General features: G+C 64.3%; 14 protein-coding genes and 1 tRNA gene. 10 read left to right on the top strand and 5 right to left on the bottom strand.

The genetic code is table 11. From position 1 onward, the window contains the following. The first annotated feature begins 33 nt into the window (after window positions 1-33). Window positions 34-1275, top strand: a complete 1242-nt coding sequence (locus tag DEM26_RS00270; protein ID WP_109171453.1) for a class II aldolase/adducin family protein — start codon at window positions 34-36, stop codon at window positions 1273-1275. Window positions 1276-1885: 610 nt separating this feature from the next. On the opposite strand, the gene DEM26_RS00265 is transcribed toward DEM26_RS00270, so the two are convergent. Beyond that, window positions 1886-1960 (bottom strand) — tRNA-Gln (locus DEM26_RS00265). 98 nt (window positions 1961-2058) lie between these two features. On the opposite strand from DEM26_RS00265, the gene DEM26_RS00260 reads away from it, so the two are divergent. Then, entirely contained in the window at window positions 2059-3249 is a 1191-nt protein-coding gene (locus DEM26_RS00260; protein ID WP_109171657.1) for an NAD(P)/FAD-dependent oxidoreductase, read from the top strand. Window positions 3250-3344: 95 nt separating this feature from the next. Here DEM26_RS00260 and DEM26_RS00255 read toward each other — a convergent pair whose 3' ends face one another. Beyond that, a complete protein-coding gene (locus tag DEM26_RS00255; protein ID WP_109171452.1) occupies window positions 3345-4649 on the bottom strand; it encodes a UDP-glucose dehydrogenase family protein in 1305 nt (434 codons plus the stop codon). Between the two features lie 311 nt (window positions 4650-4960). Here DEM26_RS00255 and DEM26_RS00250 point away from each other — a divergent pair, with 311 nt between their 5' ends. The 6 genes from DEM26_RS00250 (at window position 4961) to DEM26_RS00225 (ending at window position 9045) form a co-directional block, all read left to right on the top strand. Then, entirely contained in the window at window positions 4961-5149 is a 189-nt protein-coding gene (locus DEM26_RS00250; RefSeq protein WP_172976163.1) for a hypothetical protein, read from the top strand. A gap of 271 nt (window positions 5150-5420) precedes the next feature. Continuing rightward, window positions 5421-6464, top strand: coding sequence for a TRAP transporter substrate-binding protein (locus DEM26_RS00245; protein ID WP_109171451.1), 1044 nt, complete (start codon window positions 5421-5423; stop codon window positions 6462-6464). A gap of 2 nt (window positions 6465-6466) precedes the next feature. Next, window positions 6467-6979 carry a TRAP transporter small permease gene (locus DEM26_RS00240; protein ID WP_109171450.1) on the top strand — a complete coding sequence of 171 codons (513 nt, stop codon included), beginning with the start codon at window positions 6467-6469 and terminating at the stop codon, window positions 6977-6979. Further along, window positions 6972-8285 (top strand): TRAP transporter large permease, encoded by a 1314-nt coding sequence (locus tag DEM26_RS00235; protein ID WP_109171449.1) that lies wholly within the window; start codon window positions 6972-6974, stop codon window positions 8283-8285. The genes DEM26_RS00240 and DEM26_RS00235 overlap by 8 nt, the downstream gene beginning before the upstream one ends. 69 nt (window positions 8286-8354) lie before the next feature. After that, window positions 8355-8672, top strand: a complete 318-nt coding sequence (locus DEM26_RS00230) for an antibiotic biosynthesis monooxygenase family protein (RefSeq protein WP_075774285.1) — start codon at window positions 8355-8357, stop codon at window positions 8670-8672. A gap of 100 nt (window positions 8673-8772) precedes the next feature. Next, window positions 8773-9045: a hypothetical protein gene (locus tag DEM26_RS00225; RefSeq protein WP_075774286.1), complete on the top strand. Its 273-nt coding sequence runs from the start codon at window positions 8773-8775 to the stop codon at window positions 9043-9045. Window positions 9046-9060: 15 nt separating this feature from the next. On the opposite strand, the gene DEM26_RS00220 is transcribed toward DEM26_RS00225, so the two are convergent. After that, complete coding sequence (locus tag DEM26_RS00220) at window positions 9061-9525, bottom strand: YdcF family protein (RefSeq protein ID WP_109171448.1); 465 nt, start codon at window positions 9523-9525, stop codon at window positions 9061-9063. A 76-nt stretch (window positions 9526-9601) separates the two neighbouring features. Here DEM26_RS00220 and DEM26_RS00215 point away from each other — a divergent pair, with 76 nt between their 5' ends. Continuing rightward, window positions 9602-10201 carry a rhodanese-like domain-containing protein gene (locus DEM26_RS00215; RefSeq protein WP_075774288.1) on the top strand — a complete coding sequence of 200 codons (600 nt, stop codon included), beginning with the start codon at window positions 9602-9604 and terminating at the stop codon, window positions 10199-10201. Between the two features lie 3 nt (window positions 10202-10204). Here DEM26_RS00215 and DEM26_RS00210 read toward each other — a convergent pair whose 3' ends face one another. Together DEM26_RS00210 and uvrB are read right to left on the bottom strand one after the other, a co-directional pair. Beyond that, on the bottom strand, window positions 10205-10963 hold the full coding sequence (locus tag DEM26_RS00210) for a DUF6782 family putative metallopeptidase (RefSeq protein WP_146194418.1): 759 nt from the start codon (window positions 10961-10963) through the stop codon (window positions 10205-10207). Next, entirely contained in the window at window positions 10960-13143 is a 2184-nt protein-coding gene (gene uvrB / locus DEM26_RS00205; protein ID WP_109171446.1) for an excinuclease ABC subunit UvrB, read from the bottom strand. The genes DEM26_RS00210 and uvrB overlap by 4 nt, the downstream gene beginning before the upstream one ends. Before the next feature lie 413 nt (window positions 13144-13556). Between uvrB and DEM26_RS00200 the strand changes: the two genes are divergently transcribed. After that, entirely contained in the window at window positions 13557-13868 is a 312-nt protein-coding gene (locus tag DEM26_RS00200; RefSeq protein WP_075774291.1) for an ETC complex I subunit, read from the top strand. The last annotated feature ends 6 nt before the right edge of the window (window positions 13869-13874 follow it).

Genomic DNA, 13874 nt, shown 5'->3' with positions numbered 1-13874 from the left:
CGCCCTCGCAAACACGTTGAAAAGGAGCCTCCCATGCAATCGCGCTGGAACGACGCCGACGCCCATTCATTCGCCGAGGCTGCTGAAGCGGCAGGCCAACCCGCGGCACTGGGGCTGCGCGTCTACAGCTCGCGTCTGATCGGACAGAACCCTGAACTGGTGCTGCATGGCGGTGGTAATACATCGGTCAAGATTCCCGATGCGCCGGGCGGAGCGATCATTCATGTGAAGGGGTCGGGGTGGGACCTCGGCGATATCGAAGCGCCGGGCCTCCCGGCGATGCGATTGGAGCCGCTGCTGGAGACGCGGTCCATCCCGTATATGTCGGACGAAGAGATGGTGGCGTTCCTGCGCAGCCAGCTGCTCGACCCGACCGCGCCGAACCCTTCGGTAGAGGCGCTGCTGCACGCCTATATGCCGCAGGCATTCGTCGATCATTGCCATGCAACGGCGATCCTCGCGCTGGCCGATCAAGAGGACATGGAGACGGTGGTGCGCGATCTCTATGACGGTCGGGTCGGCTTCGTGCCCTACGTCATGCCCGGCTACGCGCTCAGCCATGCGTGCAAGGATGCGCTTGCTCGCGACCCGCATGTGGAAGGCCTCTGGCTCGAGAAGCACGGGCTGTTCACCTTCGCCGAGACCGCGCGCGAGAGCTATGAGCTGACGATCGAGTTCGTTAGCGCCGCCGAAGCGTTTCTCGCGTCGCAAGGGATCACTGTGGAGGGTCCGCAGTCCAATGACGCGCCGGTCCCCGATGATCTGGCCTCCGCGCTGACCCGGGCCCTCGCCGCGCAGGGAGCGCTTGGCGCCGAGCCCGTGGTAGACTTCCGCACGACACCTGCGATCCGGCGCTATCTCTCGCGCGAGGATTTGTCGGAGCTGGCAATGCGTGGCACAGCGACCCCGGACCACGTGATACGTATCAAACCCTTCCCGCTGATCGTGGAGGTCGGGGACGATGTCGCGGCGATCGAGCGCAAGCTCGCGGGTTACGCCGATCGCTATCAGGCCTATTTCGAGCGCAACGCGCCCCATGCTTCCGAGCCGAAGACCATGCTCGATCCTGCGCCGCGCGCGGTGCTTGTGCCAGGCGAGGGGCTTTTTGCAGTCGGTGCGAACGAGAAAGCGGCGCGCATCGCAGGCGATCTGCTGGAGCAGACGGCGCGTATCGTGAACGCGGCGGAAGAGTTCGGGCGCTTCGCTCCGATTTCCGAGCGCGAGCTGTTCGACATGGAATACTGGTCCCTCGAACAGGCGAAGCTGAAGAAGTGAGGGAAAGCGTGAGCGCTTAAACAAAGGGCATTATTGGATAGTGCGACAAGCTTCGGTTGAGTGCTGGCCATGGACTTCGTGGCAGGTAGCGACCTGAGATGAGCACCGTCAATGCAGCGAATGTCTGCTCTCGCCCAAAAACGACCGAGCCCTTGGCGCGGGCAACAGAAGTGAGAGCCCTAACCTTCGGCTCGTGTCGTTGGGGGCTGCGGGCGTCATGCCCGATTGCTGCCGGGAAATTTGGGCGGGTGAGGTTCTGCGCGCTGCTTGATCGCCCGTCCCTTGCGGCCGCATCCATAGGGCGTGCCCTCAGGGCGTCGCTCTTTTTGTTACAGCAGAAGTCTAATGAACGACCGAGTAACGTTGAATGGCCTGAGGCGCATGCTGCGCTCTTTCTAAGAGATCGAGTGCATCTTCCGATTTTCCTGCGCGCTGAGCGAGAGATGGCGGAGATGGAGGCCGAGCTTGCGGCTGTAGAGTGGGCGAAAGCGATCCTTCGATTCGACGAGGATGAATGCCCTGATAGTCCGGGAACGTGATCCCCAAAGTGTTACGTTCGCGAAACTGGTCCGCTCCGCAATTAGCTGGTTTCGCTACAAAAAAAGGAGAGTGGCTGGGGCGGTAGGATTCGAACCTACGGTGCGCGGTACCAAAAACCGGTGCCTTACCACTTGGCTACGCCCCAACTTGGGGGCTATCTAGCCAAGCTCGCGCGGGGCTTCAAGAGGAAAATCCGACAAATTTCGATTGCGCGTCATGCGCCGCTACGGCAAGCGAGGCGGCATGGAAAAATGCGATGTTGTGATACTCGGCGCGGGCGCTGCCGGGCTGATGGCCGGGATCGAGGCGGCGCGGCGCGGGCGGTCGGTGCGCGTGCTCGACCACGCACGGCGCCCGGGCGAGAAGATTCGAATCTCCGGCGGCGGGCGGTGCAACTTCACCAACCGGCTACTGACCCGGCAGAATGCGACCGAACGCTTCCTGTCGCGCAATCCCCGCTTCGCTCTCTCGGCGCTGTCGCGCTATACGCCTGCGGATTTCATCGCGCGGTTGGATGCGGCAGGGATCGCGTGGCACGAGAAACATCTCGGCCAGCTGTTCTGCGACGGGAAGGCTACGCAGATCATCGACCTGCTGCTGCGCGATCTGCGTGCGGCAGGGGGCGAGCTGTCGCTCGAGACCTCGATCGACCGGGTGGAGCGCGAGGGCGAAGGTTGCCTGGTGACGACCTCGCAAGGCCCGATCCGCGCGGCTTCGGTAATTGTGGCGACGGGCGGCAAGTCGATCCCGAAGATGGGGGCGTCCAGCCTCGGCTACGAGATCGCGCAGCGCTTCGGCCTCGAGATCGTCGAGACGCGCCCCGCTCTGGTGCCCCTGACCTTCGCCGAGCAGGATCTGGCGCGCACCGCGCCGCTGTCCGGCCTCGCGCGGCCCGTCGATCTGCGGCTCGGCAAGACGCATTTCGCCGAGGATCTGCTGTTCACCCATCGCGGGTTGTCCGGCCCTGCAATCCTGCAGATATCCAGCTATTGGCGCGAGGGCGACACGCTCAGGGTCGATCTCGCGCCAGGCGATGACATCGCGGCGGCGCTGGCTGAGCAGCGCGACGCGGCGGGCCGGCAGGCGCTGCACAATGCGCTTGCGCGGCATCTGCCGGAGAAGCTCGCGCAATTTGTGGTGGCGGAGGCGAAGCTCAAGGGGCGGCTGGCCGAGCAATCGAACAAGGATCTGGCCAAGCTCGACGATCAGATTCATCGCTGGCAGGTGCGGCCCGTGGGGTCGGAAGGGTATCGCACGGCGGAGGTCACGCTGGGCGGCGTGTCCACCGATGCGCTCGACGCGAAGACGATGGAAGCCAAGCAGGTGCCAGGGCTCTATTTTATCGGCGAGGTGGTCGATGTCACCGGCTGGCTCGGTGGCTACAACTTCCAGTGGGCCTGGGCGTCCGGCTGGGCGGCGGGGCAGGTGGCCTAGGCGGCCTTCCCTTCCTCTTGGGATAAATATCCCGGGGGGCCGAAGGGCGGGGGCAGAGCCCCCTCCCCGGGGCCGATCCCGGCGCGGCCGCTTCCTTACCGCCCGACCGCCACGTAATCCGCGAAGCCCGCCTTTCTGACGTCCTTCTCGGAGTAGATGTTGCGCAGGTCGGCCATGCGCGCGGTCTCCATCGTCGCTGCGATCTTTTGCAGGTCGAGCGCGCGGAACTCGTTCCACTCGGTCAGGATGACCACGCAATCGGCCTTCTCGGCTGCCGCATAGGCGTCATCCATCCAGGACACGCCCGGCAGCAGCGCTTCGCCCTCGCGCTTGCCCTGCGGGTCGACCACGCGGACCTTCGCGCCGCCGCCCACCAGCGCGGGCACGATGGTCAGGGCAGGGGCCTCGCGCATGTCGTCGGTGTTCGGCTTGAAGGTCACGCCATAGACCGCGACCGTCTTGCCATTGACCGAGCCGCCGCAGAGATCGACGACCTTCTCGATCATCCGCCGCTTGATGTCGTCATTCACCTTGATGACGGTTTCGACGATCTCCATCGGGCAGGAGTAGTCCTGACCGATCCGCGCGAGCGCCGCCGTGTCCTTCGGGAAACACGAGCCGCCATAGCCCGGCCCCGCATGGAGGAACTTGTTGCCGATCCGGCCGTCGAGACCCATGCCGCGCGAGACCTGCTTGATATCGGCGCCGGTCTTCTCGCAGAGCCGCGCGATCTCGTTGATGAAGGTGATCTTCGTCGCGAGAAACGCGTTGGCCGCGTATTTGATCATCTCGGCGGTTTCCAGGTCGGTATAGAGGATCGGGAATTCGCGCAGGAAGAGCGGGCGGTAGATCTCACCCATCACCGCCTCGGCCTTCTCGGAGGTGGTGCCGACGACGACCCGGTCGGGACGCATGAAATCGTCTATCGCCGCGCCTTCGCGCAGGAATTCGGGGTTCGAGGCGACGTCGAACTCGATGTCGGGACGGGTCTTGCGCACGACCTCCGCGACCTGACGGTTGGTGCCCACCGGCACGGTCGATTTCGTCACGATCACCGCATAGCCGGTCATCGCATTGGCGATCTCCTCGGCGGCGGCCATCACATAGGTCAGGTCCGCATGGCCATCGCCGCGCCGCGTCGGCGTGCCCACCGCGATGAAGACCGCATCGGCGCCTGCAACGGCTTTCTTCAGGTCGGTGGTGAAGGAAAGACGCCCGCCTTCGACGTTCTTCACCATCAAATCGTCGAGGCCCGGCTCGTAGATCGGCACGCGGCCGCCCTCGAGCATTTCGATCTTCGCGGGGTTCTTGTCGACGCAAACGACCTCATGGCCGAAATCCGAGAAACACACCCCCGAAACCAGGCCAACATAGCCCGTGCCGATCATCGCGATTTTCATATTCTCGTCCTTGCCTGTGCTATGTCGATGCCTTGATTCCCGGGCGGCGAAGATGCAAGCCATTTCCCGGCAAGTTCTGGTAATTCTTCTCAGAATCCGCGCCGCTCAAGAAGCGCAGAATGGTGCCATGTGCCGCGTTAGACACGAATTGTGGGCATTTCATGCAATAAACGTGCCAAAGTGCAACAGTCTTCGCCTCTGCGTGAATGGGCCGTGTAATTCACTCTTTGCAATCCCGGGAAGCTGTGTAAGTCTCGCCGGGAAGCTGCCAGAAAACCCGGCGGCTCCCTACGGTAATGACGGAGATTACTATGAAAAAGATCGCTACCATCGCCCTGGCCCTCGGCCTCACCGGTTCGACCGCTTTCGCCGGTGGCTACACCGCTCCGGTCGTCGAGCCCGAGCCCGTCGTGGTTGAGCAGTCGTCGTCCTCGAACGCCGGCATCATCATCCCGGTTCTGCTGCTGCTCGGCGTTGCTGTCGCAGCCTCGAACAACTAATTTCGGTTAACACCGAATTGGAAGAGGCCGGACGTTAGCGTTCCGGCCTCTTTCATTTCCGGAGATACGGGGTAGGGCCTGACGCTCCGGGGACAGGGAAAGCCCGCGCTTGGCGCGGGTTTTTCTTTTGCGGAAAGAGGAGGGATCCGCCCGAGCGGGGCACCGGATCGCGCGCCGCATGACAGATCCCGTCCTCTCGTGAAAAGCAAAACTGGACGTCGGGGCATCCGCCGGGTAAATCCGCTCTGGACTGCGTGAGAGGGAGCCCCGCATGAGCCAGAGATTCACCCGCCGTGAGAGTTTCGCCCTTGCCGCAGGCGCCGCCGCTCTGGCCGCGCCGCCCGTGTTGGCCGACGAGCCGGAGGTCACTCTGCGACTCCACCAGTTCCTGCCGCTGACCAGCTTCGTGCCCGCCCATATCCTCACACCGTGGATCAAGGCGGTCGAGGAGGCGACGCAGGGCCGGGTTCGCATCCAGCACTACCCCTCCATGCAGTTGGGCGGGAAACCGACCGATCTCGTCGATCAGGTCACCGATGGGGTGGTCGACATCGTCTGGACACTGCCGGGCTACACGCCGGGACGGTTCCCGCGCACCGAGGTGATGGAGCTGCCCTTCATGGTCGCCGAGGCCGAGGCGGCCTCCGCAGCGCTGTGGGAATTGGCGCAAGCGAAGATGGTCGACACGGATTTTCGCGACTTCCATCTTCTGGGCACCTGGGTGCACGGGCCGGGCGTGATCCACGCGAACAAGGCGGTGCGGAACATTCCCGATTTCGAGGGGCTGAAACTGCGCGGGCCTTCGCGGGTGACGACGAAGCTGCTGGAGCATTTCGGCGCGACGGCAGTCGGGATGCCGGTGCCCTCTGTGCCCGAGGCGCTTTCCCGCGGGACGATCGACGGGGCGCTTTTGCCCTGGGAGGTGTCCGCCTCGTTGCATATCGGCGAGCTGGTCCACCATCACACGCAATTCGCCGGGCCGTCGATCTACACCGCGAGCTTCATCCTCGCGATGAACAAGAAGCGCTACGCCGCGCTCGATCCCGAACTGCAAGCCGCGATCGACAGCGTCTCCGGCGCCGACTTCTCGGCGCAGGCGGGCCGTTTGCAGCAGGCCGAGGATATCCCCTCGCGTCAGGCCGCGATGGATCTGGGCAACGAGATCATCACGATCCCGGCCGAGGATACACCTATGTGGAGAGACGCCTCGCAGCCCGTGATCGACGCATGGGTCGCCGAGATGAAAGAGAACGGCGTGCCGGGCGATGAGCTACTGGAAACCGCGCGCGCCCTGATCGAGAAACACCTGTTCTGAGCATGGCTCGCGGCGCGATCGAGAGGGCGGCGCAGGGGCTCGCGCTGCTCGGCGGGCTGGTGCTATTGGCGCTGGTCGTGATGACCTGTCTCTCCAGCCTCGGCGCGCTCGGCTTGAAGGGCGCGCAAGGCGGTTGGCTCCCCGGAGGCGTTGGGATAGGCCCCTTCAAGGCAGGTTTCGAGATCGTCGAACTGAGCCTGCCTGCCATCGTCTACGCTATGGTCCCCTTGGTGCAACTGCGCCACGCCCATGCGCGGGTCGAGATCCTGCGTGGCCGTTCGGCGCGCTGGCTTGACCTGTTCTGGCAGTTGGTGGCGGCGGTGTTGTTCGCTGTGATCGCGTGGCGGATCGGATTGGGTATGGGGGCGAAGATGCGCTCGGGCACCACGACCTTCCTGCTGGGGCTGCCGCTCTGGTGGGGCTATGCGGCCTGCTTGCCCGGCGCATGGGGCTCAGCCGTGGTGGCCACGTGGAACGGCTGGCGGCTTGCGGCTGGCGGGGGATACGATGAGTGATTTCGCCCTCGCATTGACCTCTTTTCCGCTATTGCTGCTGATGATCGCCCTGCGCGCGCCGATCGGGCTGGCCATGCTGATCTTGGGCGCAGGCGGGCTCTGGGCGCTGACCGGAAGCCCGCAGATCTGGCTCGCCAAGATGAAGAACGAGGGGTTTTCGACCTTCGCCCATTACGAGCTGTCGGTAATCCCGATGTTCCTGCTGATGGGGCAATTCGCGACCCAGGGCGGGATGAGCCGCGCGCTGTTTCGCGCCGCGGACGCGCTGATCGGGCACCGGCGGGGCGGGCTGACGATGTCAGCGATCGCAGCCTGCGCGGGCTTTGGCGCGATCTGCGGCTCCTCGCTCGCGACGGCGGCGACGATGGGGCGTGTGGCACTGCCCGAGATGCGGGCGGCGGGCTATTCGAGCGCGCTCGCCACCGCGACGCTCGCGGCGGGCGGCACGCTCGGCATCCTGATCCCGCCCTCGATCGTACTGGTGATCTTCGCGATCCTCACCGAGCAGAACATCGCGACGCTCTTCGCCGCCGCCGTGCTGCCGGGGCTGCTGGCGGTTCTGGGCTACGTGATCGCGACGCGCGCCTACCTGATCCCGCATCCTGACGCCGCCGGCGCTCCGCGCGCTGCGCTCAATTGGGCCCAACGTGTGCGGGCGCTGATTGGAATTTGGCCAGTGATCGCGATCTTCGCGCTCGTCGTAGGTGGCATCTATGGCGGCATCGTCTCGCCCACCGAAGGTGCGGCCATCGGCGCGGCGCTGACTGGGATCGCCGCCTGGGCCTCGGGGGGCTTGCGCGGAGGCGGGCTGGTGCGCGCCCTTTTGGAGACCGCGCAGACGACCGGGATGGTGTTCTTCATCATCCTTGGCGCGGCGGTCTATAACGGGTTCCTCGGCTTCGCGCGCTTCCCGCAGGAACTCGCGCAGATGATCACCGGCGCGGGGGTGTCTCCGTGGGCTGTGCTGATCGCGATGCTGGTTCTTTATCTCGTCCTCGGTTGCTTCATGGACAGCCTCTCGATGATCCTGCTGACTGTGCCGACCTTCTGGCCGATCGTCGCGGGGCTCGATTTCGGCCTCGACCCGCAGGCACTCGCGATCTGGTTCGGGGTGCTGGTGCTGATCGTGGTCGAGGTCGGGCTGATCACGCCGCCCGTGGGCATGAACCTCTTCGTCATTTCCGCCATCGAAGGGCAGGGGCCGGGCCGCGCGAGCTGGGGCGCGGTCAGCTGGTTCGTCGGCGCCGATCTGATCCGGATCGCGCTGATCGTAGCGATCCCGGCGCTGGCGCTTCTGCCGCTCTGATACGGGAGAACAAAAGAGCGGTGATTTCTGCGCGCTTCTGTGCGAGCATGACCCGGAGGAGGACCGCCCATGACCGAGATTACCAGCGATTTCAAAGGGCAGACCGTGATCTGCACCTTCGAGATGACGCCCGCCACAGCCGACGAATTGATGGAGAAGCTGCAAGCCGCCTATGCCGAGGTGATCTCGAAAGCGCCCGGTTTCATCGGCGCGGGCCTGCATATGAACGACGCGCGCACGCGGATCGCGACCTATTCCAAATGGCACGAGCGCGGCGACTATCAGGCGATGCTGCGCAGCCCCGAGATGATCGAGCGCAACCGGGTCATCTACACGCTCTGCCGCAATTTCGAGCCGGTGATGTACGAAGTTTCCGCCGATTTCTGACTGGCGCGCACGGGGCGCTGCGCTGCCGAAATAGGCGCGCGAAGAGGGAACTTCAGAGCGCGCCTCGCGTTGATGTGAAAAGACGTATCGGAGTGAAATCATGGAAAGCGTTCTGCAAGCAATCGGCACGGTCGGCCTGATCCTTCTCGTGCTCGCAGGTCTTCTGGCGGGCTGGATCGCGAGCGTCGTCTCGGGCGGACGTCACAAAGCCGCCTATCTGGCGATCGGCGTCGTCGGCGCCCTCATCACCCCGTTCATCGTGGCCCTTCTGGGCGGAGCGGTGCTTGCGGCGGGCGGCCTGCTTGCGATAATCGCCATCGCGCTTGTCGGGGCGGTGATCGTGCTGATCATCGGCAAGATGATCCTCGACTGACGCATGCGGCGCGGGTCAGGGCAAGGGCCCGCCCCGCGCCATCCACCATCCCAGCTTCAGGTAGGCGAAGCCTTCGCGGGCGCGGGCCTTCGCGCTTGCGCGGTGCGTGGGGCAATCCGCGCGTGCCCGCAGCCCTATCCGGCGCGCGATCATCACCGCGCGCGGTGCGTGGTAGGGATCGGTGACGATGGTTACCTCGTCGCCATCCAGATGCGCCTGCGCGAAGCCGATATTCTCGTAAGTGCTGGTCGAGCGATCTTCGAGAAGGATCGCCTCAGAATCCACACCTTCCGTGCGCAATATCCGGGCCATCACTTCCGCCTCGCTCGGTGGATACCGCCCGACACCCCCGCAGCAGATCACCCGCTCCGCCGCGCCCGAGTGCCATAGCGCAGCCGCGTGCCGCGTGCGCCGTAGCAAGGTGGGCGACGGGGCGCCCTCCGCCCAGACCGCCGCGCCGAGGATCAAAATCGCTCTCATTTCGTTGAGCTAAAGATCCGCACGTCCGGCGACAAGGCCGGGAGTTATGTTAAGATCACGAAAAAGGGAGGTTATCATGCGTTTCATGTTTCTTGCCGCGCTGCTTGTTGCCGCGCCTGTTCTGACCGCGCCCGCTTTCGCCGAGCCGGTGAATATTCGCCCGGACGTTATGTCCGTGACCGTGGAGACTGCCAAGGGGCCGGTCGAGATCAAGCGGATTCAGGATAACGAGAACAAGCTGGAAGGCGAGTGGGCCAAGACCTCGCGCCCCTGTCCGAATTTCTGCATCCAGCCGATGATCCCGGCGCCGGGTGTGACCCCGGTGGGTGAACTGGAGATGATGGAGTTTCTCAAGGATCCCAACGTGGTGGTCGTCGACGGGCGGGTGACCCGCGATTTTGAGGGCGGTGCGATCCCGGGCGCGATCAACATTCCCTACATGGAAGCACCCGACCGTCTGGGCGAGCTTGGCTGCCAGCCGGATTTCGAGGGCTTCATCTGCGATGGTCCGGACGTGAAATCGGTCGCGCTTTACTGCAACGGTCCGTGGTGCGGCCAGTCGCCGACAGCCGCGCGCCGGATGATCGAAGCCGGCTTCCCGGCGGAAAAGATCTATTACTACCGCGGCGGGATGCAGCAATGGCGGCTGCTGGGCTTGACGGTCAGCGGCGGCTGAGCCTCATCCTCCGGATTCTGCGCAAGGGTAGGCTTCGCCATCGGGAAGCCGACAAAGCGCGTTGAAGAAGCCGCTGGAAAGTCGATCATAGCTGAGCATTCTGTGGTCCCGGTCGCGGGACTCGAGATAATCGCTGCACGACGCGAGGTAGTACAGCTCGCGTCGTTCGTCTTTCGCGTACCATTGGGTGAACGCGGCGCTGGCCGCGCTGATGAGATCGCCCGAGCGGCCCATTTCGGCCTCGAACGCGGTCGCGATATCGGCCTGCATTGGCCAGGTCGCCAGCGCGTTCCAGGTGTCGGGCATCCCGGCTTTGCGCAAATCCCAGGCGACAGCGAGACTGTAGGTGGTGGCATCGGCCTCCATCGCGAAGATCGCGCGGGCGTTTTCCTTCATCGACAGGTTCGGCTCAGGGCAGGAGCCGTGGAATTTCTGCTCCAGATGGCGCAATTCGTGAATCAGAACTGCCTTTTGCAAGGCGGGTGCCATATCGGTGGCGATCACGAGCCGGGAGGAGCGCGGCTCGAAATATCCCCGCGCATCGTGCAGCGTGTCGGCAACACACAACTCTCTAGCGTCTCGAAAGAGCGCAACATGCAGGCTCGGCCAGCGGTCGAGAGCGGGACGCAGCTGATCGACGATGGTTGCGACCTCGGGGGGATCGTCGAATGGCGGTGCGGCGCAGGTTAGTATCTGGGCCTGCGCGGGCAGGGCGAGCGCACCGAGCCAGAGGCTCAGCAAGAGGCGTCGGACAAGCCTCACCGACCCTTCCGCCGCTTCACACCCCCGCGCTGGCCCGGGCGACCCGCAGTAGACCGGCCCGTCGCCTTGACCGCAGCCTCGCTTGCCGCTTCCACTGCGGACTGTCGTGCGAGCGGGTCGTCGTGGACGGCGAGGTCCACCGCTTCGAGACGTTTCACCTCGTCGCGCAGGCGGGCGGCTTCCTCGAATTCCAGATCTTCGGCGGCCTTGCGCATCTTCGCACGCATGTCATCCAGATGGGCCTGAAGGTTGGCCCCCGGCTTCACCGCATCGACCTTGGCGGTCACGCGCGACATGTCGGTGTCGCCCTGATAGAGGCCCGCCAGAACGTCATCGACATTCTTCTTGATCGTCTCCGGCGTGATGCCGTTTTCCTCGTTATAGGCGATCTGCTTGGCGCGGCGGCGGTCGGTCTCGTCCATCGCGCGCTGCATCGAGCCGGTGATCCTGTCAGCATACATGATGACCCGCCCCTCGGAGTTCCGCGCGGCGCGGCCGATGGTCTGGATCAGCGAGGTTTCCGAGCGCAGGAAGCCCTCCTTGTCGGCATCGAGGATCGCGACCAGCCCGCATTCGGGAATGTCCAGACCCTCGCGCAGCAGGTTGATCCCGATCAGCACGTCGAACGCGCCCAAGCGCAGGTCGCGCAAGATCTCGATCCGCTCGATCGTGTCGATGTCGGAGTGCATGTAGCGCACGCGAACGCCCTGCTCGTGCAGGTATTCGGTCAGATCCTCGGCCATGCGTTTGGTCAGCGTGGTGACCAGCGTGCGATAGCCGCGCGCCGCGACAGTGCGGATTTCATCGAGCACGTCGTCCACCTGCGTCTCGACCGGGCGGATCTCCACGACCGGGTCGAGGAGGCCTGTGGGGCGAATGACCTGTTCGGTGAAAACGCCGCCTGTCTGTTCCAGCTCCCATGCGGCGGGCGTCGCCGAGACGAAAACCGACTGCGGGCGCATCGCATCCCATTCCTCGAACTTGAGAGGGCGGTTATCCATGCAAGACGGCAGGCGGAAGCCGTGTTCTGCCAGCGTGAACTTGCGCCGATAGTCCCCGCGATACATGCCGCCGATCTGGGGCACGGTGACGTGGCTCTCGTCGGCGAAGACGATCGCGTTGTCGGGTATGAATTCGAACAGGGTGGGCGGCGGCTCACCGGGTGCGCGACCCGTGAGGTAGCGCGAATAGTTTTCGATCCCGTTGCAGACGCCGGTCGCCTCCAGCATCTCCAGGTCGAAATTCGTGCGCTGTTCGAGGCGCTGCGCCTCCAGCAGCTTGCCTTCCTCTTCCAGCTGCTTCAGCCGGAGCGCCAGCTCCTTGCGGATGCCCTTGGCCGCTTGCTGCAGGGTCGGGCGTGGTGTGACGTAGTGGCTGTTCGCGTAGATGCGGATCTGGTCGAAACTGTCGGTCTTCGCGCCCGTCAGCGGGTCGAACTCGGTGATCGCCTCCAGCTCTTCGCCGAAGAAGGAGAACCGCCAGGCGCGGTCCTCCAAGTGGGCGGGCCACAGATCGACCGTGTCGCCCTTCACCCGGAACGCGCCGCGCTGGAATGCCGCGTCGAGGCGTTTGTACTGTTGCGCCACCAGCTCGTTGATGAACTTGCGCTGCTCGATCAGGTCGCCGGTCTTGAGATCCTGCGTCATCGCCGAATAGGTCTCGACCGAGCCGATGCCGTAGATGCACGAGACCGAGGCCACGATGATCACGTCGTCACGTTCCAGAAGCGCCCGGGTGGCCGAGTGGCGCATCCGGTCGATCTGCTCGTTGATCTGTGATTCCTTCTCGATATAGGTGTCCGAGCGCGGCACGTAGGCTTCGGGCTGGTAGTAGTCGTAATATGAGACGAAATATTCCACCGAGTTTTCGGGGAAGAAGCTCTTGAACTCGCCGTAGAGCTGCGCGGCCAGGGTCTTGTTGGGCGCGAGGATGATCGCGGGCCGCTGAGTCTCCTCGATCACCTTTGCCATGGTGAAGGTCTTGCCGGTCCCGGTCGCCCCGAGCAGCACCTGATCGCGCTCCATCGCCTCGACCCCGGAAGACAGCTCTGCAATCGCGGTGGGCTGGTCGCCGGCCGGAGCGTACTGAGTGTGCATCACGAACCGCTTGCCGCCTTCCAGCTTGGGGCGGGTAAGCACATCGGGGCGTTCGGTGGGCAGATTGGTATTGTTGTGGGGCATCGGGCAGACCTTTTGCTTGCTCCCCAGATTTGTCCTCTTTTCGTTCGCATTCAAGGGTTTGCGAGGGAGGACGCGGAAAGCTTAATGCGTGCTGTCGGATTGTCCATATTTAACAGAGGCTTGTGGCGGAGTTCGACCAAGGGGCGCGTCGGTCCGGGAGAGCATCTTTTGCCTCTTGGGGCGTATCCGACCGCCGAGCGGCGCGTCACTCTGAGCTTGCCCTCCGGTCGGTTCGCAGGTCCGCTACTTTATTTGTGCAAAGCGGATGCCCGGGCAACAGTGGCGGACGGTCTTCCTTCCTTCCCGCTGCACCCTGCATAATCGCTGCGCTTCCGTTGCCATTGCGCTCCGGGGCTTGCGATTTGTTGCAGATGCACTAAGAAAAGCCAGAGGTATCGCAGAGGAGTTTGCCCATGCGCGCGCGCATCTACCAACCCGCCCGCAACGCCATGCAATCGGGCAACGCGAAGACGCGGTTCTGGTATCTCGACTACGTCGCTGCCGACGCTCGCGAAATCGACCCGCTGATGGGCTGGACCAGCTCGAACGACACGCAGGCGCAGGTACGGCTGCGCTTCGAGACACGCGAAGCGGCGGAAGCCTATGCCAAGGAAAAGGGCATCGATTACGTCGTGACCGAGCCGCATAAGCGCGCCCCGAATGTCCGCGCTCGCGGCTACGGCGAGAACTTCGCCACCGACCGCCGCGCGAACTGGACGCATTGAGGGGCC

This window comes from Thioclava sp. NG1 (assembly GCF_003122275.1).
Classification (GTDB): Bacteria; Pseudomonadota; Alphaproteobacteria; order Rhodobacterales; family Rhodobacteraceae; genus Thioclava; species Thioclava nitratireducens.
Note: the sequence above shows the minus strand (reverse complement) of the source record. Positions and strands in the feature narration are given on the sequence as shown.

Coding starts and splice junctions, on each gene's coding strand:
- DEM26_RS00270 (WP_109171453.1), top strand. CDS start 34: ATGCAATCGCGCTGGAACGACGCCGACGCCCATTCATTCGCCGAGGCT.
- DEM26_RS00260 (WP_109171657.1), top strand. CDS start 2,059: ATGGAAAAATGCGATGTTGTGATACTCGGCGCGGGCGCTGCCGGGCTG.
- DEM26_RS00255 (WP_109171452.1), bottom strand. CDS start 4,649: ATGAAAATCGCGATGATCGGCACGGGCTATGTTGGCCTGGTTTCGGGG.
- DEM26_RS00250 (WP_172976163.1), top strand. CDS start 4,961: ATGAAAAAGATCGCTACCATCGCCCTGGCCCTCGGCCTCACCGGTTCG.
- DEM26_RS00245 (WP_109171451.1), top strand. CDS start 5,421: ATGAGCCAGAGATTCACCCGCCGTGAGAGTTTCGCCCTTGCCGCAGGC.
- DEM26_RS00240 (WP_109171450.1), top strand. CDS start 6,467: ATGGCTCGCGGCGCGATCGAGAGGGCGGCGCAGGGGCTCGCGCTGCTC.
- DEM26_RS00235 (WP_109171449.1), top strand. CDS start 6,972: ATGAGTGATTTCGCCCTCGCATTGACCTCTTTTCCGCTATTGCTGCTG.
- DEM26_RS00230 (WP_075774285.1), top strand. CDS start 8,355: ATGACCGAGATTACCAGCGATTTCAAAGGGCAGACCGTGATCTGCACC.
- DEM26_RS00225 (WP_075774286.1), top strand. CDS start 8,773: ATGGAAAGCGTTCTGCAAGCAATCGGCACGGTCGGCCTGATCCTTCTC.
- DEM26_RS00220 (WP_109171448.1), bottom strand. CDS start 9,525: ATGAGAGCGATTTTGATCCTCGGCGCGGCGGTCTGGGCGGAGGGCGCC.
- DEM26_RS00215 (WP_075774288.1), top strand. CDS start 9,602: ATGCGTTTCATGTTTCTTGCCGCGCTGCTTGTTGCCGCGCCTGTTCTG.
- uvrB (WP_109171446.1), bottom strand. CDS start 13,143: ATGCCCCACAACAATACCAATCTGCCCACCGAACGCCCCGATGTGCTT.
- DEM26_RS00200 (WP_075774291.1), top strand. CDS start 13,557: ATGCGCGCGCGCATCTACCAACCCGCCCGCAACGCCATGCAATCGGGC.